Here is a 24,993-nt window from a genome sequence, read left to right on the forward strand (position 1 = left end):
CCCCCGCGCTGGCCGCCCTGACCCCCCGGGAGACCGACGTCCTGCGCCTGGTCGCCGAGGGCCTGTCCAACGCCGAGATCGCCGGGCGCCTGGTGGTCGGCGAGGAGACGGTCAAGACCCATGTGAGCCGGATCCTCCGCAAGCTCGGCCTCCGCGACCGCGCCCAGGCCGTCGTCACGGCCTATGAGACCGGCCTGGTCATCCCCCGCGCGCGCTGAGGGCGTTCAGCGGGACCCTCCTCCGGGGCGCCGGCGGCGCTCTGGACGGCCCCTTTGCCCTCGCCTACATTGCCGGGGTCAACTCATGTCAGGGACAGGCCAATTCCTCCCGCGGGGAGTCACATCGACCATGAAGCGCCTGACCGCCGCGATCGTCGCGGCCCTCAGCTTGGCCCTGACCGTCCTGGTGGGGCCCGCCGACGCCGCCCCGGCGGCGGTGGACGACCCCGCCGGGTCGGCCACCCCGTACCACCGGGCGTTCGCTCTGTTCCGCAGCGCGAACATGTCGTCCCCCGACCGGCTCGCCTCCGGCGTCGGCTTCCACTCGTTCCGGATCCCCGCCGTGGTCACCACCGCCAGTGGCAGGCTGCTCGCCTTCGCCGAGGGCCGGCGGCACAACAACAAGGACTACGGCGACATCAATCTCGTCTACAAGCGCACCAGGACCACGACCGACAACGGCGCGGAGCCGGGTGACTGGGAGCCGTTGCGGGAGGTCGTGGGGTCGGGCAACGGCACCTGGGGCAACCCCACGCCCGTCGTCGACGGGAATTCCGTGCATCTGTTCATGTCGTGGAACGCGGGCGACCGCAGCTTCCACGGCAACGAGCCCCTGCCGGACGGCTCCCTCACCAGGAAGGTCGACGCGACCGAGGAGGGCCGCCGCCGCCTGTTCCTGACCACGAGCACCGACGACGGCGCCACCTGGTCGACACCCCGCGACATGACCGCGCAGCTCACGCCCGACGGCTGGTCGTGGGACGCCGTCGGCCCCGGCAACGGCATCAGGATGAGCTCGGGGCAGCTGGTGGTGCCCGCCAGGAACCGCAACATCATCGGGACCGGGTCCCCCGGCAGCCGCACCTGGTCCTCCCAGCCCCTCAGCGGCGGGGGCGACGAGGGCACCATCGCCCAGACCCCCGACGGCAACCTCTACCGCAACGACCGGCCCACCGGCAGCGGCACCTACCGGCGGGTCGCCCGCGGCACGCCCGACGCGTTCGGCGCGTTCGCCAACGACACCGGCCTGCCCGACCCGCGCTGCCAGGGCTCCCTGCTCTCCTACAACTACGACGCCCCGGCCCGCACCGTCTTCCTGAACGCGGCCTCCACGACCAGCCGCAGGACGATGCGCGTACGCATCAGCTACGACACCGACGCCGGCACGTTCGACGTCGGCCGCGACCTCGGCGACGCCCCGGTCTCCGGGGTCGGCAACGAGGGCGGCTACTCCAGCATGACCAAGACCGCCGACTACCGGATCGGCGCCCTGGTGGAGACCGACTTCTTCAACGACGGCACGGGCGGCGACTCCTACCGGGCCATCGTCTGGCGCCGGTTCAACCTCTCGTGGGTCCTGAACGGCCCCGACAACTGAGGCCCCCGGCCACCGCCTTGCCCTCCACCCCGCTTCATCCCACCCATCCCGCCACCTCACTTTGTCTGGTGGCGGGATGAAGTGGGCGTGAGTGTGGTCAAAGTGGTTCCCCGCCGGGGCGATCGTTGTTACCTTCCTGTGGTGTAACGACCCGGCGCGACGGCGCGCGCCTGTGCAACTGCTCGATGACCTGCCCCGTTGCTTCACGGAGGACTCGCGTGCACAGGAGATTCCGAAGGCTTTCCGCTGTCGTCATGGGCGCGATGCTCGCCCTGGCGGGCACCCTCACCGCCTCGCCCCAGGCCCTCGCCGGGACCGGCGGGACCGGCGGACCCGCGGCGCCCCCGGCGCCCGCCGCGCCCGTCACGTCCCAGGCACCGCCCGCCGCGCCTGCCCCGGCCGCCGCCCCCCTGACCGACGTCCTGGTGTTCTCCAAGACCGCCGGATACCGGCACTCGGCCATCCCGGCCGGGATCGCCGCCATCGAACGCCTCGGCGCGGAACACGGGTTCTCCGTCGCCGCCACGGAGGACGCCGCCGCGTTCACCCCCGGCAACCTCGCCCGGTACCAGGCCGTCGTCTGGCTCTCCACCACGGGCGATGTGCTCAACGGCGCCCAGCAGTCCGCCTTCGAGGAGTACGTCGCGGCGGGCGGCGGCTATGTCGGCGTCCACGCCGCCGCCGACACCGAGTACGACTGGCCCTGGTACGGCGGCCTCGTCGGCGCCTGGTTCGCCTCCCACCCGGCGACGCAGGAGGCCACCGTCGTGGTCGAGGACCGCTCCTCGGCGTCCACCTCGCACCTGCCGGAGCGCTGGACGCGCACCGACGAGTGGTACGACTACCGCGCCAGCCCGCGGTCCTCGGTGAAGGTCCTCGCCGCCCTGGACGAGTCCTCGTACAGCGGGGGCGCCATGGGAGAGGACCACCCCATCACCTGGTGCCACGACTACGAGGGCGGCCGGTCCTGGTACACGGGCCTGGGCCACACCGAGGAGTCGTACGCCGACCCGGACTTCACCGCCATGCTGCTCGGCGGCATCCGGATCGCCTCCGGCGACCGGGCCGCGGACTGCCGCCCCGAGACGGGCTACACCCCGCTGTTCGACGGCACCCAGGCCAGCCTCGACCAGTGGCGGCAGGCGGGCCCCGGCGGGTTCACGCTCGACGACGGCACCCTCACCTCGTTCGGCGGCATGGGGCTGCTCTGGTACCCGGCGGCCTCCTTCGGCGACTACTCGCTGAAGGTCGACTGGATGATGCCGGGCGATGACAACGGCGGCGTGTTCATCGGCTTCCCCGATCCGCAGGGCGACCCCTGGGCGCCGGTCGACCTCGGGCACGAGATCCAGATCGACGCGACCGACGCCGACCCCAGCCGCACCACCGGCAGCGTCTACAGCTTCGCCGCCCCCGACACCGCCGCCCGGGACGCCGCCCTCAACCCGCCGGGATCCTGGAACAGTTACGAGATCACCGTGCGCGACCGCCAGGTCGAGGTCCACCTGAACGGCGTCAAGGTCAACGAGTACACCAGCGACCGCGCCATCGACCTGGGCCACATCGGCGTCCAGAACGACGGCGAGGGTCTGGACATCCACTACCGCGACATCCGGATCCGCCAGGACGGCACGCAGGCCACCGACCTGGCGCGCGGCCGTCCCGTCACCGTCTCCAGCGTGGAGCCCGGCAGCCCCCACGTGGGTGCCAACGCCGTCGACGGTGACCCCGCCACCCGCTGGAGCAGCGCGTACTCCGACCCCCAGCGGATCACCGTCGACCTGGGCGCCGTCCACACGCTCACGGGCGTCCGGCTGTCGTGGGAGACCGCGTTCGCCTCGGCCTACTCGGTCCGGACCTCGACGGACAACGCGACCTGGGACACCGTCCACACCACCGCGGCGGGCGACGGCGGCCTGGACGAGGTCGCCGTGAGCGGCGCCGCCCGCTATGTGCGCGTCGAGGGCACCGCGCGGGCCACGGCGTGGGGCTACTCCCTGTGGGACCTGGCCGTGCTCGGGCGCTGAGCCCACGCCCCACGCGCCGCCGGCGGTCCTCGACCTGGACGGCCGCACCGTCACGGGACCGGGCGTCAGCACCCCTGACCGCCGCGGGAATCCCGCGTCCCCACCCCGCCCCCGGCCGTCCCCACAGCGGCCGGGGGCGGGGCGGGTGCCGAGGGGGGCGACCTTGACAGACCGGCAATGAAGAATATATACATATAATCGAAACCCTGAGTCCGCCTTCATGAGAATGGCTCCATCGCAGGCGACTCGTATCTCAGGCGACTTCGTCACGCGCTTCGCGCGTAGAACCGATCACAGATCTGGCGCACCCACTGCCGGTGGTTGTCATCGCCGAGCCCGCGACCGCACCGCCGGCCGCGGGCTCGTTTCTGGTGGTCGATGGCCTCGATCGGACGCCACGTCGGCATCAAGCCGCTCGTAAGCGGGATGAGTACGGCACTGGGCATATACCCGAGCCCGCCCCCGGGATCGCACCGAAATCAGCGGAATGACGGCTGATTCGCTGTGCCCCGATCCGGGCGGCACCGGGAGACTGCGAGAAAGAAATCCTCACGTACCAAAGGTGAACTCTACAGAAAGTAGATTCCAGACATGCCAAGGCTATGCAAGCCGTCGGTGAGTGTGCCGGAATATGTCATCACGATGGAAGAGACCCTGGAATTTGCCGAACGGGTACACGCCGGAAAGCCGCAGCTTCCGTTGGCGCTTCGACTGATCCAGAACACGGGGGTGCGGAAGCGGCATATCGTACAGCCCATCGAGGAAACGCTTCTCCACCCGGGCTTCGAGGAGCGCAACCGCATCTACGAGGTCGAGTCCAAGAAGCGGTGCCCCGAGGTCATCGAACGAGCCCTGGGGAACGCCGGTTTAGGGGCACGCGACATCGACGCGATCATCTACGTGTCGTGCACCGGGTTCCTGATGCCGTCGCTGACGGCGTGGCTGATCAACATCATGGGGTTCCGGTCCGACACCCGGCAGATCCCCATCGCGCAGCTGGGGTGTGCGGCGGGCGGCGCGGCGATCAACCGGGCCCACGACTTCTGCCTGGCCCACCCCGAGAGCAACGTCCTGATCGTCTCGTGCGAGTTGTGCTCGCTGTGCTACCAGCCCGGGGACGACGGGGTCGGTTCCCTGCTGTCCGACGGGCTGTTCGGTGACGCGGTCGCGGCCGCCGTGGTGCGGGGCAGCGGAGGCACCGGCATAGAGCTGGAGCGCAATGCCTCCTATCTCATCCCGAACACCGAGGACTGGATCTCCTACGCGGTGCGCGACACCGGCTTCCACTTCCAGCTGGACCGCCGGGTGCCCGGGACCATGGAGCCGCTCGCCCCGGTGCTGCGGGACCTCGCCACGGACCATGGCTGGAATATCCGCGACCTCGACTTCTACATCATCCACGCCGGCGGTCCGAGGATTCTGGACGATCTCGCCAAATTCCTCGACGTCGACCGGGAGATGTTCCGCCACAGCTGGGCGACCCTCACCGATTACGGCAACATCGCCAGCGCGGTCGTCCTCGACGCGCTGCGCAGGCTGTTCGAGGAGGACACGCCGACGCCGGGTGCCGCCGGAATCGTCGCGGGTTTCGGTCCCGGCATCACCGCCGAAATGGCGCTGGGCAGATGGGACGTCGACGCACCGGGGACCACCGCCTGAGTTCAACGGGTGCGTGGGCACCCTCCCTTGAGCGAGATTCCACACAGACGACAAGGAAGCGAATCGCATGAGCGGCCTTATTGTCCCCTCCGGGCAGGGTCGAAAGCTGACCACAAAGATGCAGGAAGTCACCTTCAAGGCCACGGCCGCGGACGGCTCCTCCATATCGTGCTTCGAGGTGGTCGTCCCGCCCGGCTTCGACGTCGGGGCGCACACCCACCACCGCTCGCAGGAGTTCTTCTACATTCTCGAAGGAGAGCTGGACCTCCTGGCATTCGAGCCGACCAAGCGCACGGAGGAGAGCTGGGAGGACTGGGAGTCCTCCGGCGGAGACCGGGTCGTCCGCGCGGGCGTGGGCAGCTGCATGTTCGTTCCGCCCGGATGCCCGCACGCGTTCAGGAATGCCACCGACAAGCCGGCGCGCATGCTGTTCCAGAGCTACCCGTCGCCCGATCACGAACTCTACTTCGAGGAGATCGTGGAGATCTTCTCGGCCGGTGGACCGGTGAACGCCGACGCCGTGCAGGAGTTGCGCGACCGGTACGACGTCAGCCAGATCACGCCGCTCCGGTTCCAGCCCCCCACTCCCCCGAACGGGCGGTGACCACGATGGACACGATTCCCCTGGTTCACGCGAGTCTGGGTGAGCGCGAACTGGCTGCCGTGGCCGAGGTGTTCGCCTCGGGCTGGCCTGCCGGTCAGGGCCCGCGGGGCAAGGCCCTGGAGGCCGAGCTGGCCGAACGGTACGGCGTGGGCGGCGCGGTCGCGCTGAGCAACTGCGGCGCCGCGCTCCACCTGGCCATGCTCGCGCTCGGCGTCAAGCCGGGCGACGAGGTCATCGTCGCCGACTACACGTTCCCGGCCCCCGCCCACGCGGTGCGCTACGTCGGGGCGGACCCCGTCTTCGCCGACGTGCGCGCCGACACCGGCACCGTCGACCCGCAGGCCGTGGCGGACCTGGTCGGTCCGCGAACGGTGGGGATCATCGCGGTGGACACGGTCGGACTGCCCGCCGACTACGCGGAGTTGCAGGCGATCGCGGATCGCCACGGGCTGTTCGTCGTCGAGGACGCCGCGTGCTCCGTCGGCGCGACCTACCAGGGGCGCGAGGCGGGCGCGTTGGCGCCGGTGGCCTGCCTGTCCTTCCACGGGCGCAAGGGAGCCACCAGCGGCGAGGGCGGGGCGCTGCTCACCGCCGATCCCGCGCTCGCGGCGGACGCGAGGATACGGTCGTCCTTCGGCATAGGGAGCATCTTCGACCAGGCGCAGGTCGTCGGCCTGCCGATTCCCGTGTTCACCGAGATCGGCTACAACTACAAGCTGTCCGACATCGCCGCCGCGATCCTCCAGGTGCAGCTCGGCCGGATCGGCGAACTGCTCGACCGCCGCAGCGCCGTCGCGGCGCGTTACGCCGAACTGCTCGGTGAGGACGAACTCCTCACCCTGCCGCACGTGCCCGAGGACCGCACCCACGCCTGGCAGTCCTACATGGTGACGCTGGACGCGAGCGTGGACCGTGCGGGGGTCGCCGCCGACCTCCGCGCCCAGGGCATCGGTTGCGGGCACGGGACATGGGCGTCCCACCTTCAGCCCGTCTACGAGGCGAAGCAGTCCTGCCCGGTCTCGGCGGACCTCTTCGAGCGCAACCTCGCCATCCCGATGCACGCCGAGCTCAGCATGGCCCAGGTCGAACGGGTCGGTGAGCGCCTGCGTGCCACCATCCGGACCCACGCGCGGCCGTGACGGGACCGGAGCCGGCGGCGTGACGAGCGACCACCGGCGCCCGAGCGGCTGGTGAGCCGGTAAGGGCCCCGCGCCACCTCGGCCGTCCGCGACAGCGTCGTCGACGGCGGCCGAAGCGGCCCGCCCCTCCCACCGATCCCCGCCCCGGGTCCCGGCCGGACCGGGACACCCCGGCGCACGTCCACCTCGCCCTGCCCGCCGACGGCCTCGCGGGCCGGGGCCGGTCCTCGGGCACAGCCCGGCGCGGCGGCCCGGCGGAGGGGGAGCACCTGTACGCGGAGAAGCACCCGCACGTGTTGGAACACCCGGCCGCGACGGCCCGGGCACCCCTCGGGACTGCCCGGACCACCTGGCCGACGCCGGCGTTCCCGCCGGGGCACCCCGTGGCGCGATGGCGGCGCGGAGCTCACGGCACGGAGCCGGCAGGGAAGCGATCCCGACTTCTGAAAGGAGAAGGCCAGTGGAATCTCACAGATCACAGGACGGTTCGGCCACGACCGCCCCCGGGGGCGTCGTTCTGGCCGAGCCGAGAGGGTTCTGCGCGGGAGTGCGCCGCGCCATCGGCATCGTGGAGCGGGCGCTCGAGGTGCACGGCGCACCCGTCTACGTGCGCAAGGAGATCGTTCACAACCACTACATCGTCTCCGAACTGACCAAGCGTGGCGCGCGTTTCGTGGACAGCGAGGAGGAGGTCCCCGAGGGGGCCATCTGCGTCTTCTCCGCGCACGGCGTGTCGCCCGCGGTGCACGACGCGGCCCGGCGGCGGGAGTTGGACGTCATCGACGCCACCTGCCCGCTGGTGGCCAAGGTGCACCAGGAGGCGGTGCGCTTCGCCCGCGACGGCCGCACCGTGCTGCTCGTGGGCCACGAGGACCACGAGGAGGTGGAGGGCACCCGGGGCGAGGCGCCGGACGCCATCGTGGTGGTGGAGACCGAGGAGGACGTGGCCCGTCTCGACCTGGCCGACGACGCGCCTGTGGCCTACCTGACGCAGACCACCCTGTCGATCGACGAGACGGCGCGCGTCGTGGAGGCCCTGCACCGCAGGTTCACCAACATCGTCGGCCCCAACGGCGACGACATCTGCTACGCCAGCCAGAACCGGCAGAACGCCGTGAAGGAACTGGCCCCGCTCAGCGACGTGGTGCTCGTCGTCGGCTCCGCCAACTCCAGCAACTCCGTGCGCATGGTGGAGGTCGCCCGCGACCTCGGCGCCGAGGCGTACCTGGTGCCCGACGTGGACCACCTGGACGAGAGCTGGCTCAGCCCCGGGAAGACCATCGGCATCAGCTCCGGGGCCAGCGCTCCGGAGATCCTGGTGCGCCAACTCCTCGACCGGCTGAAGGAGTTGGGCCACAGCGAGGTGACGGTCCGCCAGGGCGAGCCCGAGGACGTGGTGTTCTCCATGCCGGGGCGGCTGGCCGACGCCGAGTACGGGCGGATCCCGCGGACGGAACTGGCCGAGGAGAGGCAGGCATGAGCACCGGACAGGCCATGGGCGCGGCCGAGGCGCTGTCTCCTCGCGAGGCCACACGGGCGATCCTGGTCGATGTGGAGCGGACGATGGAGTCCGTGCTCGCCGACGAGCGCGCCCGCTGGGCCACCGAGGCGCCTCGGGGGCTCGCGCTCGTGGACACCGTCGGGGCCCTGGTCGCGGCGGGCGGCAAGCGGCTGCGTCCGGCGTTCTGCGTCAGCGGCTTCCTCAGCGCCGGCGGCGACCCGACCGACCCCCGGCTGCCGAGGCTCGCCGCCGGGCTGGAACTGCTGCACGTGTCCGCGCTCTTACACGACGACATCCTCGACTGCGCGGACCAGCGCCGGGGGCAGCCGTCGGCGCATGTGCGGCACGAGGCCACGCACCGCGCCGCGGGCTGGCGCGGCGACCCGCGACGGTACGGCGAGAGCGTGGCCATCCTCGCCGGCGACCTGGCCCTGGTCTACGCCGACCAGGTCGTCGACGCGGCACGGGACGCGGTTCTGCGGGAGTGGACCATGCTCCGCTCCGAGATGATGGTGGGGCAGTTCCTGGATGTCACGATTGCCGCGGAGTACGACGCCGACCCCGACCGGTCCCGCTGGGTCGCGGTCTGCAAGTCCGGCAGCTACTCCATCCACCGCCCGCTGAGCATCGGCGCGCAACTGGCGGGCCGCAGCGACCTCGCGGGGGCCTTCCAGACGTACGGGGCCGCGCTCGGCGAGGCGTTCCAGCTCCGCGACGACCTCATCGACGCCTTCGGCGACGACGCGGCGGTCGGCAAGCCGACCGGGCTCGACTTCGAGCAGCAGAAGATGACGCTGCTGCTGGCGCTGGCCATCCGGCGCGACGCGCGGGTGCGGAAGCTGGTGCTGCCGAACGGCGGCGGCCCCGCGGACGGCGCGGCCGTCGACACGGACGAACTGCGCGGGCTGCTCATCAGCAGCGGCATACGCGACGAGGTGGAAGCGCACATCGACACGCTCGTCGCGGGCGCCGTCGCCGCGCTGGACGACACCCCGCTCGCCGAGCCGTGGCGGCGCGAACTCACCGCCATGGCACACGAGGTCGCCTATCGCGACCGGTGACCCGCGACCGGTGACCCGCGAGCGGCCCATCGGCCCCGCCCACCAGGAGACCGAACTCCCCGAAGCAGAGAGGAACACCATGCGGCAACTCGATGCGATCAAGGGCCCCGACGACGTTCGAGACCTCTCCCTCACCGAGGCGGAACAACTGGCCAGCGCCATCCGGGAGTTCCTGGTGGACAAGGTCAGCCGGACGGGAGGTCACCTCGGCCCGAACCTGGGCGTGGTCGAGCTCACCCTGGCCCTGCACCGGGTCTTCGACTCCCCACGCGACCGGCTGCTGTGGGACACCGGCCACCAGAGCTACGTGCACAAGATCCTGACCGGCCGGGCGGGCGCGTTCGACACCCTCCGCCAGCCGGGGGGGCTGTCCGGCTATCCCTCGCGCGCCGAGTCCGAGCACGACGTGATCGAGAACAGCCACGCCTCGACGGCCCTGTCCTACGCGGACGGCCTGGCGAAGGCGTACGAGGTGCGCGGCGTCACCGACCGCGCGGTGGTCGCGGTGGTCGGTGACGGCGCGCTGACCGGCGGCATGGCCTGGGAGGCGCTGAACAACATCGCGGCGGCCAGGAACCGCCCCCTGGTCATCGTCGTCAACGACAACGAGCGCTCCTACGCCCCGACCGCGGGCGGCCTGGCCGAGCACCTGTCCGCGCTGCGCACCGCGCCCGGCTACGAGCGGTTCCTCGCCCGGGTCAAGGACCAGCTGCCGAACGTCGCGGTCGTGGGCAGCCCGCTCTACGAGATGCTGCACGGCGCCAAGAAGGGGCTGAAGGACCTGCTCGCCCCGCAGGGCATGTTCGAGGACCTGGGCCTGAAGTACATCGGTCCGGTCGACGGCCACGACCTGCGGGGGCTGGAGACCGCGCTCACCAGTGCCAAGCACTTCGGCGGGCCGGTCATCGTCCACTGCATCACCGAGAAGGGGCGCGGCCACGCGCCGGCCGAGCAGGACGACGTGGACCGCCACCACGCCGTGCGCGCCCGGCCCGAGAAGTCGGCGCAGCCGGCCGCGGGCGCCACCCACCCGTCGTGGACCTCGGTCTTCGGCAAGGAGCTCGCCGAACTGGGCGCCACCCGGCCGGACATCGTGGCCATCACCGCCGCGATGCTGGAGCCGGCGGGGCTCGGCGAGTTCTCCCGGCGCTATCCCCAGCGCACCTACGACGTGGGCATCGCGGAGCAGCACGCGGTGACCTCCGCGGCCGGGCTCGCCCTCGGCGGCGTGCACCCGGTCGTCGCCCTGTACGCGACCTTCCTGAACCGGGGCTTCGACCAGCTCCTGATGGATGTCGCCCTGCACCGGGCGCCGGTGACCTTCGCCCTGGACCGGGCCGGCGTGACCGGCGACGACGGGGCCTCCCACAACGGCATGTGGGACCTGTCCCTGCTCCAGCTCATTCCCGGCATCCGGGTGTCCGCCCCGCGCGACGCCGCCACCCTGCGCCGCGTCCTGGCCGAGGCGGTGGCCGTCGACGACGGACCCACGGTCCTCCGTTACCCCAAGGGCAGCACCGGGCCCGACATCCCCGCCGTCGGAACGGACGGCGGAATGGACGTGCTCCACCGGCCCGCACGCCAGGACGTGCTGCTGGTGTCGGTCGGTCCCATGGCGACGACCTGCCTGGACACGGCGCGGCGGCTGGCCGATCAGGGCCACGGCGTCACCGTCGTGGACCCCCGCTGGGTCACCCCGGTGCCGCAGCGGCTGCTGGAGCTGGCCCGGGAGCACCGCATGGTCGCCACGGTCGAGGACAACGGGCGCGTGGGCGGCGTTGGTTCCGCGATCCGGCACGCCCTGCACGACCGGGGCACCTACATCCCGACCCGCGTCTTCGGCGTGGCCCAGCGCTTCCTCGACCATGGCAAGCGAGCCGCCCTGCTCGCCGACAGCGGCCTGACCGCCCGGAACATCTCCCAGGTGATCGCCGAGGACCTGCTCGCGCTGGGGGAGGGAGTTCCGGCGATCGCCGGGGTCGACGGCCCCCTCCCGGCATGAGCCGCACATTCGCGGGTGGTTGCAACCCCTCTGCCGGAACGGCTCCCTCCCGGGGCCGGCGCCGTGCCGAGGGGCCCCCGGGGCGCGACAAGGCGACCTTGACAACCTGCGGTGAAGAATCTATACACATAATAGTCCCCTGAGTGTGCCCGCATGGCCGTAGTCCCGTCCCGGGCAACTCCGTTATGTGCTCGGTGCGGAAACGTTGCCCATCGCAATCGCCATGGTCTCGTGCACCGCTGCCGTGCTGCTGGATCGACCGGCGCCCATTCCCCTGCGCACTCCCCACGAAAGAGCGGCTCTGCCGCTCGCCGGTGTGCTGAAACGACGTGTCCTCATTCAAACAGACGCCAAGATTGACGCTTGGAGGAAGAATGTCGGGAACTGATGAGTTGGCGGATCTCTACTCGGCCATTGAAGAATCAGCTGGGCTGCTGGATGTGGCCTGCTCGCGTGACAAGGTCTGGCCCATCCTGTCCGCGTACGACGTGATCCAGCAGGACATCATCGCGTTCAGGGTGGCGACTGATACGCGCAATGCGGGGGACTTCAACTGCCGCTTCTCGCTTCACAAGGGTGTCGACCCGTACGCCGTCGCGCTGTCGGAGGGGCTCATGAAGGGGACCGACCACCCGGTCGGCTCCCTCCTCTCGGACATCGACGAGCACTGCCAGGTCGACAGCACCGGTGTCGACTTCGGCGTCGTCGGCGGATTCAAGAAGATCTGGGTGTACTTTCCCGACGACGACTTCCCCACGATGTCGCGGCTGATCGACCTCCCGTCGATGCCCCGGAGCCTGGCCGAGAACGCCAGCCTTTTCGCCCGCCACGGCATGGGCGAGAGGGTGGACGTGATCGGGATCGACTACCAGGACAAGACGGTGAATCTGTATTTCCCGGAGTCACCCGAACCGGAGACCATCCTGGCGATGCACCGGGAAATCGGGCTGCCCGAGCCGAGCGAGCCGCTGCTCAAGCTCTGCGAGCTGGCGTTCGGGACTTATACCACCCTGACCTGGGATTCCCCGCGGGTCGAGCGGATCTCCTTCGGCCTGAAGGCCCAGGATCCGATGGCACTTCCCGTTGATCTCGGTCCGAAGATCGCCAAGTTCCTGGAGAGCATGCGGTACGGCAACGACGATCCGAAGAACGTCTATGCCGCCATGACGTCGACCGGCGAGGAGTACCTCAAACTCCAGTCGTACTACCGGTGGCAGCCCCGCGGTCGCCGCGCGGGTCGTGGATATCCCAAAACCCGGTCCGCGAACTGAGGTCCCTGTGCGGGCCACCGCGTTCACGTCGACACGCGGAGGCTTATTCGGATCGGGTACGCGGCCGGATGCCGGCGTGCCCGGTGGTATTCCTCACGGGAGGTAGGTGACCGGCCATGGTTCCTCGTGAATCGCAGCTGGTGGAGCTCGTCGATGTGGATGGCACCGCCGTCGGTTCGTGCACGGTCGCCGAGGCGCACGCCGCACCCGGTCGGCTGCACCGGGCGTTCTCGGTGATGATCCTGGACGAGCTGGGCCGCGTCCTGGTGCAGCGGCGGGCCGTGGAGAAGACGCGGTTCGCGCTGCGTTGGGCCAACGCCTGCTGTGGCCATCCCGCCCCGGGGGAGACGCTGTTCGGCGCCGCCGCCCAGCGGCTGGTCGAGGAGATCGGGGTGAAGAACGTCACGCTGGGCGACGCCGGCGTGTATCTGTACCGGGCCGAGGACCCGCGGACGGGCCGGGTGGAGCACGAGTTCGACCATGTCGTGGTCGGCCGGGTGCCCGTGGACTCGCCCCTGGACGTGGACCCGGCCGAGGTGGCCGACGTCCGCTGGGTGGCGCCGGACCGGCTGCGCGCGGACGTGGCGGAGAACCCGGACCGGTTCGCCCCCTGGCTGGGCGGCGTGATCGCGGTGGCCACCGAGGCGGCCGGCCGGCTGCCGGAGGCCGCCGGGCTCGCCCTTCCGTAGGCCGGTGAGGCCGTGTTCGTCGCGGCCGGTCCCCGGCCGAGTCCCGGTCCCGGTCCCGAGCAGTTCCGGGCCCGGGACGGGCTGAGACGCGTCTGCTCCGTGCGGACGCCGTTCGGCCTGCCCGTCGTGTGTGCCGACGCCGTCCTGGCGTCGGCGTTGTGTTCATGTCCTCGCGCACTGCCGGGCGGGTGACAGTCCGTGTGTCCATCGAATCACCGCAGAGGAGGCAGTCTCGATGAAGGGCTCCACGGTCTACAAGTCGATACGAGAGGGCGGTCTTTATCTCGGCATGCTGCCGGAGAAGGCCGCGGCCATCAACAGCTCGACGCCGATCACTCTCGACCACGATCTGGACGTCCTGCCCGATGTGGGGCGGCGCCTGACGGTGGCCGAGCTCGCCGGGCATGTGGACGATCTGGCGGGCCGGTTGTGGGCGGCCGGGGTCCGGCCGGGCGAGCACATCGTCATCCACAAGTCCGCCAACTCCGACGTCTGGGTGCTCGCGACCGCGGCGGGGCGCATCGGGGCGGTGCCCGTGATGCTCTCGCCCGCCCTGGACGCCGCGACCGTCGGCGCCCTGCTCAACCGGCTGGACCAGCCGAACCTCCTCACCGACGTGCGCAAGCTCGACGCGCTGGCCGAGGTGCCGGTGGCCGACCTCGCCCAGCGGGTGATCGTCGTGGCCGGAAGCAGGTCGGGCGCGGTGTCGCTCGGTGAGCTCGCCGGGTCGCCGCGGGTGGAGCCGGTGCTCGGGGCGCAGGACGATCCCGCGATGATCACCCACACCTCCGGCACCACCGGGCTGCCCAAGCTGGTCGTGCACACGCCGCGGACCATGGGCGAGCGGCTCACGCCGCAGTGGCGGCTGCTGTCGCTGATGCGGAAGCGGGAGACCGTCGCCATCCACATCTCCTTCGTGCACTCGCGGATGTTCGCGGCGATGGCCCTGGCGCTGCTCAAGGAGATGCCGGTCCTGCTCATGAACGAGTCCGATCCCGAGGAGGTCGCCGGGCTGTTCCTGGAGAACCGGCCGGGCTTCATCGAGGCGCTGCCCAACTCGCTGATGGAGTGGGAGGGACTCGCCGACGACCCGCGGAAGCCGTTCGCGTCGGTCAAGTACTTCAGCAGCACCTTCGACGCGATCCACCCCAGGACGATGAGCCGGCTGGTCAAGTCCTCCGAGCGGCGGGGGGCGCTGTTCTTCCAGATCTACGGGCAGAGCGAGGTCGGCCCGGCGGTCGGCAGGGCCTACTTCCGCAGGTCCGCCCACCGGGCCAACGGGCGCTGCGTGGGCTGGGTCATGCCGAAGGGCTGCGCGAAGGTCCGGGTGGTGAGCCGGGACGGCAAGCGGCCCTCGGAGAAGAACCCCGGCTTCATAGAGGTCGCCTGGGACGGCCTGGCGCAGACGTACTTCGCCGAGCAGGACCGTTACGACGAGAACCGGTTCGGCGACTGGTGGCGGACCGGGGACGTCGGCTACCGCACCAAGCTCGGCTGCCTGCACATGCTCGACCGCGAGGTGGACATGATCGCGGGGGTGCGCAGTTCCCTGGAGGTCGAGGACCTCGTGCTGGGCAAGATGGAGGAGCTCAGCGAGCTCGTCGTGGTGCTCGGCCCCAACTCCGAGCCGGTCCCGGTGATCTGCACCCACGACGACCGGCCGCTGGACCGGGACCGCTGGCGCGCGGCCGTCGCCGACTTCCCGCAGCTGGCCGACCCGGTCCAGATACCCCAGGCCGAACTGCCCCGCACCGCCACCCTGAAGGTTCAGCGCATCGCACTTTCCCACCGGCTCAAGGAACTGCTCGACGACCGGGCCTGACCAGGCATCAACCGATCGCCGCGGCGGTGGGGACAACCAACTCGAAAGGGATCATTGCAATGACTCCGGAAGCCACGCTCGGGCGTTTTCGTGAATACATGGTGGGGCCGGCGCGGTTCATGACCCTCCTGTCCTGCTTCGAGCTCGGCATCGTCGACGCGCTCAGGGAGAAGCCCGGCATGACCGCGGCCGAGCTCGGCGCCGCGGTGGGCGCGAAGCCGGACGCGGTGGAGCAGCTCCTGTTCCTGCTGGTCAAGGAGGGCTTCGTCTCGCACGACGAGGGTTCCGGCGCCTACGCCCTGGACGCGCTCGCGGGCGTTCCCGAGGGCGATCTGCGACGGGCGCTCACCTACATGAACATGATCAAGGTGGTCGCGCTCAGGCAGTTGTTCTACCTGACCGAGAGTGTGAAGACCGGCTCGCTCGTCGGGCTCAAGGAGCTCTACGGGGTGTCCGAGGGAACCCTCTACGGTGCCGTGGCGGAGCACAAGGACCTGCGTGAGTCCTGGGCGACGCTGATGGACAATGTCACCGCCCGTATCGATCCCTGGTTCTTCGGCAACATCGACATCCCGGCCGGCACGCGGGTCCTGGACCTCGCCGGGAACACCGGCCTGGGTGCGATCCACACGTACCAGATGAAGGAGTCCCCCGGGCTCCGGGTGACGACCTTCGACCTGCCGGAGAAGGAGAAGGAGTGCCTGGAGAACTTCCGGGCGCACGGTGTGGACGAGCACTGCTCGTTCATCGGCGGCAATGTCTTCGACGAAATCCCCAAGGGCTTCGACACCGTGCTGATCAAGCACTTCCTGGACATGTTCGACAAGGACGACGTGTTCCGGATCCTCCAGGGTGTCAACAAGTCGCTTGAGGTCGGCGGGCAGGTCAACGTGATGGTTCCGGTGTATCCGGAGAACATCCAGGACACCGACAACTACAACGTCGACTTCTTCCCCGCCTTCTTCATCGGCTGCACCATGGCCCAGGGCGGACCGCAGAAACTCTCGACCTACCGCGCCTGGCTCGAGGAATGCGGATTCACGGTCACCAAGACCATCACCAAGGACGCCGCCGAGATACCCCAGGACGTCATTCCCATTCCGGCCATCCTGACGGCGACAAAGACTGCCTGACCCACCGGGCCCGGCTGCCGTGACGGCCGACTCATCGCCGAGACGGCGTGAACGAGCGGCGGCCGGGGTGGTGATGACCAAGGCGGCGCAGAATCTTCACATGTGACCACAATGCCGGGGCGGGGCCTCTCCGGGGTGCCCCCGGCGAACACCATGGCTCGTTGAGCCGGACATTCAGCTCTTCTCTGATCAGGTGGCTGAATAGCGGAAGTTGGCGATGAATCGTCATGCGCCGGACCGTGCCGGGTCCGGAATGCGCGGGGGGGCATCGCGGGTTTGGCGGAGGGGAAGATCAGGGAATATGGATCGCGGGATTCCCTGTTGTAAGTAAGCCCTCAACACTCGGAGGAAAAATGTCCGGAACCACTGAGGTTGAAAAGACCGATCCGGGGAACGCGCCGTCGACGGCGTCTGCCGATCGAGCTCTGCAACGGGAGGCGGTCGCCGCGCTCTACGATGCGAAGACGCGTGACGGCGACGCCCTGAATGCTCGCCTGGCGTCAGGCGACCTGTTGTTCTTCAACCACAATGGAGTGGTCGATCCGAAGCGGGGGCGCAATGTCGACGAGCCGCTCGACGAGGCGGCCCGTCTGCAACTGCTGCACGAGCTCGAAATCGACCTCGTCGCGGTCGGTCTCGACCATCTCGGCCCTCTCGGGCCGTCGGCGCTCGTGCTCGACTCCGGATGCGGCGCGGGCGGCGGTGGCCTCTCGATCAACCGGCGATTCGGCTGCGGCGTCGAGGGCTTCACGCTGTCGACCGAGCAGGCGCGCTTCGGCAATGCCGCCGCCACGATCCTGCATGTCGACGACCGTGTCCGCTTCGACACCGCGGACCTGCGTGAGAAGCCCTTCGAGCCGGCGCGCTACGACGCGGTCTGGGCCTGCGAGAGCACGGAGCACTTCGAGGACCTGCCCGCGCTGTTCTCGCGTTTCCGCGCGGCGTTGAAGCCGGGCGGTCGCGTCGTGGTCATCGCGTGGTGCGCCGGCGAGGGCGAGGAGGCCGAGCGGCTCAAGGCTCAGATCGACGAGCACTATCTGACCCTGATCCACACGCCGGCCGCCTACCGGGACGCGATCCGGGAGGCGAAGATGACGCTTGTCGATCATGTCGACCTGACCGACATGACGACGCCGTACTGGCGTCTGCGTGAGCGTTCCGAGCACGCGACCGGCAGCGAGCGGTTCATGGGAGACGGTTACGCGCAGCGGCTGACGACCTACGAGCTGTTCGCGTTCGAAGCGGCGTGAGCCGTCCTCGGGGCGGCCGGCGGCCGTACCCGGTCCCCTGATGAGCAAGCGAGAACACACCGGGAAGAGGCCCCGCCCAGCCGCGTGAGCGGTTCGGCGGGGCCTCTTCCCGCGTCATCGGACGGAAAACCGCTCAGCCCTCGATCATCTGGCTCCGAACCAAGGAACGCTCGCAGGAATTCCGCACGGGAGGAGAGCACGTTGAAGGGTCACGTACACTCGCCAACCGAGCACGTGAGCGTCCTGGACAGACACAGCGGTCCGGTTTTCCAGTTCAGCCGGATGGAGAGGCTGCTCCGAGGGCACTCCGTCCGCAATCTGACGGTGGACGGCGTCGACGCCGTGTTCGTCAACGACCCCATGCTGGTCCGCTCGATCCTGGTGAAGGACAGCGGGAACTACGGGAAAGGCGAGCTCTTCCAGAAGGGCAGGAACATCAGCAAGGCGGGGATGCTCGCCGAGGACGAAGTCCTGCACCGGCACTACCGGCGGCTGGCGAACCCGTATCTGCGGGCGTCGAAGATCGGCGATTACCACGCCACCATGCGCGGCATCGCCCAGGACGCGGTGGCGTCATGGCGCCCCGGGCATGCCGTCGACATCCAGACCGAGATGTGCCGGCTCGCGGGTGCGATCGCCCTGGGCACCCTCTTCCCCGGCATGCCGCCCGGGACATCGGCGGACCTCACCGAGCGCCTTGCCGCGCTGAACTGGGAAACGATCAGGCGACCGCTCTACGGCAAGCACCTGTCCCGTGCGCGGGGGCAGGGCACGTCCGCGCATCGGCTGGCGCGGGCTCGCGCGGGCGTCCGGGAACTCCTCCTCACCTGCATCGAGGACCACCTGCGTTCCCCGGATGCCGAGAACGGGTATCTCTCCTCGCTGCTGTCGGATTCCGAGGAGAAGGGCGGCCGGTCCCTGACGGTGGACGAGGTCTGCGACGAGGCGGTCATGATGCTGACCGCGGGAACGGTCACCACGGCCTCCGTGATGTCGTGGGCCCTGTATGTGCTCTCCGAAGAACCCCTGATCGAGAAGAACCTGATCGAGGAACAGGCGAAGGCGGAGGACGGATCCGCCGGGCACGGCAGGGAACGCCGCCCGTCCGGCTACACGTTGCGCTTCCTGATGGAGATCCTGCGGCTCTATCCGCCCGTGTGGATATCGTGCCGGAAGACCCGTGCGCAGGTCACGCTGGGCGGGCATTCGATTCCCGAGGGCGCGAACGTGGTGTTCAGTTCGTATCTCCTGCACAGGAATCCCGAGCGCTATCCGGAGCCGCACCGGTTCGATCCCGACCGGTGGCTTTCCACTCGGACCAGCATCGCGGACGGCGCCATGTACATTCCCTTCGGCGCGGGGTCGAAGGGGTGCATCGGAGAATCATTCGCCTGGCAGGAGCTCGACATTCTCCTCGGTACGGTGCTGCGGACGTGGCGGCTGAGCACCGAGCCCGGCGCCCAGGTCCGCACGGCGCCGGAGACCACGCTCCATCCCCGCCGGCTTCTCATGATCCCCCGGCCGCGGTAACGCCCCCGGGCCCGGGAGCGGAGGGACGGCGGAGCCGGGGGAGACCCCGGCGTCCCCACCCGCCGCGTCGGGTGGCCCCGGTGGCGCGGACGGCGCGCGGCGCGCCCGCCCGCCCGCTCGCTCGCCCTCAGTCCTTAGATGCCGTCTCATTTGGATTGTTCGATAGCCTGGGGTTGTGGGGATCGTGGAGCGTCTGGTGCCGGACGAGTTGTGGGAGTTGTTCGAACGGGTGGTGCCTGCGGTGCCGTCCCGGCCTCAGGGTGGTGGTCGGCGGCGGTACGGGGACCGGGAGGTGTTGGCGGCCATCGTGTTCGTGGCCACGTCGGGCTGCACGTGGCGGCAGCTGCCACCCACGTTCGGGCCGTCTGGGCCGACGGCCCACCGCCGGTTCACCGAGTGGACCCGCGCCCGGGTGTGGGCCAAGCTCCACCGCCTGGTCCTGGACGACCTTGGCGCGCGGGGCGAGTTGGACTGGTCGAGGTGCGCGATCGACTCGGTGAACATGCGGGCCCTGAAAGGGGGGAGCTGACGGGTCCGAATCCTGTCGACCGGGGCAAGAACGGCTCGAAGATCCACTTGATCACCGAGCGGACCGGTCTGCCCCTGTCCATCGGCATCTCGGGGGCGAACCTCCACGACAGCCAGGCCCTGGAGCCGCTCGTGCGCGGCATCCCGCCGATCCGCTCCCGCCGGGGCCGGCGCCGCCGACGCCCCGCAAAGCTCCACGCCGACAAGGGCTACGACTACGACCACCTGCGGCGATGGCTCCGCAGTCGCGGCATCACCCACCGCATCGCCCGCAAGGGCATCGAATCCTCCACCCGACTGGGCCGACACCGCTGGACCATCGAACGCACCATGTCCTGGCTCGCCGGATGCCGCCGACTCCACCGCCGCTACGAACGCAAAGCTGAGCACTTCCTCGCCTTCACCGCAATAGCGTGCACCCTCATCTGCTACCGCAGACTCACCAAATGAGACAACGTCTTAGCCGCCCCGCCTCGCCGGCGGGGCGGTTTCCTCATGCCCGGGTACGCCCGCTCGGTGTGAGGAGATGCCCACGGCGGTCGGGGTCTTGACGATCGAGCAGCGAAGAACCTATACATATAATCGCAACCCCGGAGTCCGCCCTCTTGGCGCTGATTCCAGGTCAGACGCCCTTCGTACCGTCCGTACTCCGGCCGCCACGGTCCCCTGTGCCGGTGCCTGGTGACGGGCCGTGGACAATGCCGCGGCCGGGCCGATCGCCGCCACGCGCCACCGAGGAAGACAGCCACGCGAACCGGGGCTTTCCCGCGCCCTGTGCCATGGTGTGTGGCACCTGAGACGCTTCGCCCCGTCGAACCGGGCACGGGGCCCGGCCTCTGATCAGGTTGCCGAACCGCGGGAGTCGGCGGCGTCGGATTGTTTGCAAGCACTGAAGTCGGCACTTGGAGGATAAATGCCAGAATTCGCCGTGGCGGAAGATGTGTATTCGGCCATCGAGGAAGCGGCCCAACTGGTGGGCGCGACCTGCTCACGTGAGAAGGTCTGGCCGATCCTCACCGCGCACGGGAAGGCGCTCTCAGAGGCCGGAATAGTGTTCAACGTGACGACCGGTGGACGCCACGTGGGAGATCTCGACTATTCCATCACCATGCCTCCGGCGGTGGGCGATCCCTATGCCCTTGCGCTGTCGAACGGCCTTGTCACGGAGACGGATCACCCTGCCAGTGCGCTGATCCCCGACATCCAGAAGCGCATCTCCATCAGCGACTACCTTGTCGACTACGGAATCGGCGGCAGCCTGAACAAGATCTACCCCCACTATCCCCAGGACATGCGGACGGTGTCGAATACCGCCGACATCCCGTCCATGCCCCCCGCCCTGGGGGAGAACGCCGCTTTCTTCGCCCGCCACGGTCTGGACGACGTGGTGATGGTCGGGGTCGACTACCAGCACAAAACGGCGAATGTGTACTTCCAGCTCTCCGCCGAGAAGCGCCTTGAGTCGAAGGTCATCCTGTCGATGCTCCGCGAGATCGGGGCACCGGAGCCGGACGAGCGGTTGCTGTCCTTCGCCCAGGGGGCGTTCAGGGTCTATGTCACCCTCGACTGGGATTCCCCGAAGATCCACCGGATCTCCTTCGCCCGCCCGCCGGGCCGCGGCTTGATGAGTTCGGACGTGGCGACGCTTCCCACCCGTATCGAACCGGAGATCGTGCAGTTCCTGAAGAGCGCTCCGCACACGTACGCCGGTGAGCGTATACAGATTGTGGCCATCAAGTGGTCGCCGGACGGAGAAAGCCTCAGCTTCGGGTCGTGCTATCAGCTTTCACCTCTCCAGCGGAAGATACTGGCGCCCAACGAGGAATAGATATCCGTTCTCGGCGAACAACCGGCTACAACCTGGGGCGAGGTCCGTTCACGGACCTCGCCCCAGGTGCGTAGAGCCCCCTTTTACAAAGAAGAGGAAACAACCCATGACGACGACGTCCGGACGTTCTCCCGTATCAGGCTTGTCACCGCGGCGCAGGTCGGTGCTGCTCGGTGGGATCGGTGGTGCCTCGACCGCGGCGCTGGCCACCCTGGGTCACAGTGGAACGGCCGCGGCCAGCCAGTCGACCGGATCGGCGGCGGAGCCGGCAGCCCAGCCGGCCCAGATCGAATTCGACTTCGACAACGACAACTTCATGCGGGACCTGCTCTCCAACCCCGACGGTGCCTCGCCGGTGCTTGAGGCCATCGCCCCGATGGACGTGACCATATTCATCCGGATCACCAATCTGATGCAGGTCGCGTGGTTCGACGCGCTGGCGCCCTACCACCCCACCGCGGTCGGCGTGTACTCCCGGCTCGGCCGGCGGCCGTCCAGCGAGTCGGCGACCAACCGGAACATGAACATCGCCGGCCTGCACGCCTCGAACCAGGTGCTGAAGAGCGCGTTCCTGGAGCGGCTGCCGGTGCTCCGGGACCTGATGGCCGCGATCGGGCTGAACCCCGACGACGAGTCGGAGGACCCGACCACCGCGGTCGGCATCGGCAACCTGGCCGGCAAGGCCGTCATCGCGGCCCGCGAGCGGGACGGCATGAACCAGATCGGCGACGAGGGCCGCAAGTACAACTTCCAGCCCTACCGGGACTACACCGGCTACCGGCCGGTGAACACCGCCTTCGACCTGGTCAACCCCTCGCGCTGGCAGCCGCAGCTGGGCCCCCACAACCGCCGCCTGGGCCCGGGGCTCGGCGACAAGGGCATCTTCATCGTCCAGCACTTCATCACCCCGCAGTTGCGGCTGACCAAGCCCTACACCTTCGATGACCCGAGCGACTTCAGGCTCGCCGCTCCCCGGCACAGCGACCACACCCGGGAGAGGGACTACAAGCGCTCGGTGGACGAGATCCTGGAGGTCTCGGCCAACCTCACCGACGAGCAGAAGGTGATGGCCGAGTTCTACGACAACAAGATGCTGGGCATCGGGCTCTCGGTGCTCGCCGCGGCCCAGGCCCACGACCTCGACATCCACGGCTGGGCCCACCTGCTCCTGACGAACTCGGTGGCGCTCTTCGACACGCTCCTCGCCGCCTGGCACCACAAGAACCATTACGACGCCGTGCGGCCGATCAGCGCGGTCCGGCACGTGTACGGCGACCGCCGGGTGACCGCCTGGGGCGGACCGGGCAAGGGCACGGTCAGGGACATCCCCGCCAACGAGTGGACCAGCTACCTGGCCGTGGGGGACCACTCCGAGTACCCCTCCGGCTCCACGACGCTCTGCTCCGCCGAGGCGCAGGCGTCGCGGCGCTTCTTCGACGACGACGTCCTGGCCTGGACCCAGAGCTTCCCCGCCGGTTCGACGCTCGTGGAGCCGGGGGTCAGCCCCGCCAGGGACCTCGAACTGCACTGGGAGACCTGGACCGACCACGTGGAGGACTGCGCCACCAGCCGGGTGTGGGGCGGGGTGCACTTCTCCAAGACGGTCGAGAGGTCCGTCGTCTTCGGCGAGCAGTTCGGCGACCTGGCCTACGAGTTCGCCCAGCGGCACATCAACGGCGACGTCGAGGACTGACCCACCCACCGCGGCGGCGGGCACCGGACGACGGGCCCGCCGCCCTCCGTGTACGGCACCCCTTTTAAAGAAAAGGAAGCAACCCATGACGACGACGTCCGGACGTTCTCCCGAATCAGGCTTCTCGCCGCAGCGCAGGTCGTTGCTGCTCGGCGGGATCGGTGGTGCCTCGACCGCGGCGCTGGCCCTGGGAGGCGGCGGAACGGCCGCGGCCAGTCAGTCCACCGGCTCGACGGCCCAGTCGGCCGCCCAGCCCCCCGAATTCGACTGGGACAACGGCAACTTCCTCTCGGACTTCAGGGACGTCGACGCCATGGGGGCGGGGGACATCGCCCCCATGGACGTGACTCCCCTGATCCGGATCAACGACTTGATGACGCACTCGTGGTTCGACGCGGTGGCGCCCTACCACCCGACCGCGGTCGGCATCTACACCCGGATCGAGCGCCGTCCCGCCAGCGAGGGGGAGACCAACCGGAACAGGAACATCGCCGTCATCTACGCCACGTACCGCGTGGTGCAGGGCGTGTTCGAGGAGCGCGAGCCACTCCTCCGGGAGGTGCTGGTCTCCCTCGGCCTGGACCCCGACGACGAGTCGGAGGACCCGACCACCGCGATCGGCATCGGCAACATGGCCGGGAAGGGCGTCATCAACGCCCGCCTCGGGGACGGCATCAACCAGCTCGGCGACGAGGGCCCCAAGTACAACGGCCGTCCCTACGAGGACTACACCGGCTACCGGCCGGTGAACACCGCCTTCGAGGTGGTCAACCCCTCGCGCTGGCAGCCGCAGTTGGGCCCCCACAACCGCCGTCAGGGCGTGGGGCAGGGCGACAAGGGTGCCTTCGCCGTCCAGCACTTCGTCACCCCGCAGCTGCGGCTGACCGAGTCGCACACCTTCGATGACCCGAGCGAGTTCGAGCTTCCCCCGCCCCGGTTCACCGACCACACTCGGGAGAGGGACTACAAGCGCTCGGTGGACGAGATCCTGGAGGTCTCGGCCAACCTCACCGACGAGCAGAAGGTGATCGCGGAGCTCTTCGACAACAAGGTGGTGGGCATCCGCCTGCCGATCTTCGCCGCGGGTGACGCCCACCCGGGACTGGACATGGACGGCTGGGTCCAGGTCTTCCTGATGCACACGGTGGCGATGTACGACTCGCTGATCGCCGTCTGGCACAACAAGGTCCTGCACGACGCCGTGCGTCCCTGGACCGCGGTCCAGCACGTGTACGGCGACAGGCCGGTGCGGTCCTGGGGCGGCGTGGGCATGGGGACGGTCAACGACATGCCCGCCGACGAGTGGGCCAGCTACCTGAAGGTCGGGGACCACGCCGAGTACCCCTCCGGCTCCACGACGATCGCCTCCGCCGAGGCGCAGGCGACGCGGCGCTTCTTCGGTGACGACAAGCTGGACTGGTCCTACGCCGTCGAGGCCGGCGGGGCCGTGGTGGAGCCGGGCGTCACGCCGGCCCGCGACATCGAGCTGCGCTGGGAGACCTGGACCGAGTTCGTCGAGGACTTCGGCTACAGCCGGGTGTGGGGCGGGGTGCACTTCTCGAAGACGGTCGAGAGGTCCATGGAATTCGGCAAGCAGTTCGGCGACATGGCCTACGACTACGTGACGCGGTACGTCAACGGCGACGTCGAGGACTGATCC

At 69.5% G+C, this 24,993-nt stretch carries 19 protein-coding genes; all 19 read left to right on the top strand.

What is annotated here, in order from left to right:
• Positions 1–218: response regulator transcription factor (locus ADY01_RS04545; protein WP_049565785.1), on the top strand; the 218-nt coding region annotated here is incomplete at its 5' end.
• Positions 219–348: 130 nt separating this feature from the next.
• Positions 349–1,596: an exo-alpha-sialidase gene (locus ADY01_RS04550; RefSeq protein ID WP_049565790.1), complete on the top strand. Its 1,248-nt coding sequence runs from the start codon at positions 349–351 to the stop codon at positions 1,594–1,596.
• A 254-nt stretch (positions 1,597–1,850) separates the two neighbouring features.
• The gene (locus tag ADY01_RS04555; RefSeq protein ID WP_063784115.1) at positions 1,851–3,623 is read left to right on the top strand and encodes a ThuA domain-containing protein; all 1,773 of its coding nucleotides are present in this window, start codon (positions 1,851–1,853) and stop codon (positions 3,621–3,623) included.
• Positions 3,624–4,214: 591 nt separating this feature from the next.
• A complete protein-coding gene (locus ADY01_RS04560; RefSeq protein WP_078899993.1) occupies positions 4,215–5,282 on the top strand; it encodes a type III polyketide synthase in 1,068 nt (355 codons plus the stop codon).
• A 67-nt stretch (positions 5,283–5,349) separates the two neighbouring features.
• Positions 5,350–5,886, top strand: a complete 537-nt coding sequence (locus tag ADY01_RS04565) for a cupin domain-containing protein (RefSeq protein ID WP_049565797.1) — start codon at positions 5,350–5,352, stop codon at positions 5,884–5,886.
• Positions 5,887–5,891: 5 nt separating this feature from the next.
• Entirely contained in the window at positions 5,892–7,025 is a 1,134-nt protein-coding gene (locus tag ADY01_RS04570) for a DegT/DnrJ/EryC1/StrS family aminotransferase (RefSeq protein ID WP_049565889.1), read from the top strand.
• A 460-nt stretch (positions 7,026–7,485) separates the two neighbouring features.
• Positions 7,486–8,505, top strand: a complete 1,020-nt coding sequence (locus ADY01_RS04575) for a 4-hydroxy-3-methylbut-2-enyl diphosphate reductase (RefSeq protein ID WP_049565801.1) — start codon at positions 7,486–7,488, stop codon at positions 8,503–8,505.
• Complete coding sequence (locus ADY01_RS04580; protein WP_078899995.1) at positions 8,502–9,587, top strand: polyprenyl synthetase family protein; 1,086 nt, start codon at positions 8,502–8,504, stop codon at positions 9,585–9,587. The genes ADY01_RS04575 and ADY01_RS04580 overlap by 4 nt, the downstream gene beginning before the upstream one ends.
• Positions 9,588–9,666: 79 nt before the next feature.
• On the top strand, positions 9,667–11,589 hold the full coding sequence (dxs, locus tag ADY01_RS04585; RefSeq protein WP_049565894.1) for a 1-deoxy-D-xylulose-5-phosphate synthase: 1,923 nt from the start codon (positions 9,667–9,669) through the stop codon (positions 11,587–11,589).
• Positions 11,590–11,963: 374 nt separating this feature from the next.
• On the top strand, positions 11,964–12,860 hold the full coding sequence (locus tag ADY01_RS04590; protein ID WP_063784116.1) for an aromatic prenyltransferase: 897 nt from the start codon (positions 11,964–11,966) through the stop codon (positions 12,858–12,860).
• Between the two features lie 116 nt (positions 12,861–12,976).
• Positions 12,977–13,549, top strand: a complete 573-nt coding sequence (idi, locus tag ADY01_RS04595) for an isopentenyl-diphosphate Delta-isomerase (RefSeq protein ID WP_049565809.1) — start codon at positions 12,977–12,979, stop codon at positions 13,547–13,549.
• 235 nt (positions 13,550–13,784) lie between these two features.
• Positions 13,785–15,371, top strand: a complete 1,587-nt coding sequence (locus ADY01_RS04600) for a class I adenylate-forming enzyme family protein (protein WP_049565814.1) — start codon at positions 13,785–13,787, stop codon at positions 15,369–15,371.
• Positions 15,372–15,469: 98 nt separating this feature from the next.
• On the top strand, positions 15,470–16,504 hold the full coding sequence (locus ADY01_RS04605) for a methyltransferase (protein ID WP_049565819.1): 1,035 nt from the start codon (positions 15,470–15,472) through the stop codon (positions 16,502–16,504).
• A 353-nt stretch (positions 16,505–16,857) separates the two neighbouring features.
• Positions 16,858–17,754: a methyltransferase domain-containing protein gene (locus ADY01_RS04610; protein ID WP_078899996.1), complete on the top strand. Its 897-nt coding sequence runs from the start codon at positions 16,858–16,860 to the stop codon at positions 17,752–17,754.
• 282 nt (positions 17,755–18,036) lie between these two features.
• A complete protein-coding gene (locus ADY01_RS04615) occupies positions 18,037–19,284 on the top strand; it encodes a cytochrome P450 (protein ID WP_049565822.1) in 1,248 nt (415 codons plus the stop codon).
• Between the two features lie 184 nt (positions 19,285–19,468).
• Positions 19,469–20,262, top strand: a protein-coding gene (locus tag ADY01_RS37915; RefSeq protein WP_420715580.1) for an IS5 family transposase whose coding sequence is annotated in 2 segments (ribosomal slippage) — positions 19,469–19,801 and positions 19,804–20,262 — 792 coding nt in all. Because the reading frame shifts where the segments join, the coding sequence is not laid out codon by codon here.
• Positions 20,263–20,725: 463 nt separating this feature from the next.
• Entirely contained in the window at positions 20,726–21,640 is a 915-nt protein-coding gene (locus ADY01_RS04630; protein ID WP_063784117.1) for an aromatic prenyltransferase, read from the top strand.
• 106 nt (positions 21,641–21,746) lie between these two features.
• Complete coding sequence (locus ADY01_RS04635; protein WP_234320058.1) at positions 21,747–23,333, top strand: DUF6851 domain-containing protein; 1,587 nt, start codon at positions 21,747–21,749, stop codon at positions 23,331–23,333.
• 85 nt (positions 23,334–23,418) lie between these two features.
• Positions 23,419–24,990: a DUF6851 domain-containing protein gene (locus ADY01_RS04640; RefSeq protein WP_234320059.1), complete on the top strand. Its 1,572-nt coding sequence runs from the start codon at positions 23,419–23,421 to the stop codon at positions 24,988–24,990.
• Positions 24,991–24,993 lie beyond the last annotated feature (3 nt).

Origin of the sequence: Streptomyces sp. SBT349, assembly GCF_001083795.1 — a bacterium.
In the GTDB taxonomy this organism is placed as follows: Bacteria; Actinomycetota; Actinomycetes; order Streptomycetales; family Streptomycetaceae; genus Streptomyces.

Excerpts from the sequence above, each read along its gene's own strand:
- ADY01_RS04560 (WP_078899993.1), top strand. The coding sequence starts at position 4,215 with ATGCCAAGGCTATGCAAGCCGTCGGTGAGTGTGCCGGAATATGTCATC.
- ADY01_RS04555 (WP_063784115.1), top strand. The coding sequence starts at position 1,851 with ATGGGCGCGATGCTCGCCCTGGCGGGCACCCTCACCGCCTCGCCCCAG.
- ADY01_RS04570 (WP_049565889.1), top strand. The coding sequence starts at position 5,892 with ATGGACACGATTCCCCTGGTTCACGCGAGTCTGGGTGAGCGCGAACTG.
- ADY01_RS04630 (WP_063784117.1), top strand. The coding sequence starts at position 20,726 with ATGCCAGAATTCGCCGTGGCGGAAGATGTGTATTCGGCCATCGAGGAA.
- ADY01_RS04615 (WP_049565822.1), top strand. The coding sequence starts at position 18,037 with ATGGAGAGGCTGCTCCGAGGGCACTCCGTCCGCAATCTGACGGTGGAC.
- ADY01_RS04605 (WP_049565819.1), top strand. The coding sequence starts at position 15,470 with ATGGTGGGGCCGGCGCGGTTCATGACCCTCCTGTCCTGCTTCGAGCTC.
- ADY01_RS04600 (WP_049565814.1), top strand. The coding sequence starts at position 13,785 with ATGAAGGGCTCCACGGTCTACAAGTCGATACGAGAGGGCGGTCTTTAT.
- ADY01_RS04590 (WP_063784116.1), top strand. The coding sequence starts at position 11,964 with ATGTCGGGAACTGATGAGTTGGCGGATCTCTACTCGGCCATTGAAGAA.
- ADY01_RS04635 (WP_234320058.1), top strand. The coding sequence starts at position 21,747 with ATGACGACGACGTCCGGACGTTCTCCCGTATCAGGCTTGTCACCGCGG.
- ADY01_RS04580 (WP_078899995.1), top strand. The coding sequence starts at position 8,502 with ATGAGCACCGGACAGGCCATGGGCGCGGCCGAGGCGCTGTCTCCTCGC.
- ADY01_RS04565 (WP_049565797.1), top strand. The coding sequence starts at position 5,350 with ATGAGCGGCCTTATTGTCCCCTCCGGGCAGGGTCGAAAGCTGACCACA.
- ADY01_RS04550 (WP_049565790.1), top strand. The coding sequence starts at position 349 with ATGAAGCGCCTGACCGCCGCGATCGTCGCGGCCCTCAGCTTGGCCCTG.
- ADY01_RS04640 (WP_234320059.1), top strand. The coding sequence starts at position 23,419 with ATGACGACGACGTCCGGACGTTCTCCCGAATCAGGCTTCTCGCCGCAG.
- dxs (WP_049565894.1), top strand. The coding sequence starts at position 9,667 with ATGCGGCAACTCGATGCGATCAAGGGCCCCGACGACGTTCGAGACCTC.
- ADY01_RS04610 (WP_078899996.1), top strand. The coding sequence starts at position 16,858 with ATGTCCGGAACCACTGAGGTTGAAAAGACCGATCCGGGGAACGCGCCG.
- idi (WP_049565809.1), top strand. The coding sequence starts at position 12,977 with ATGGTTCCTCGTGAATCGCAGCTGGTGGAGCTCGTCGATGTGGATGGC.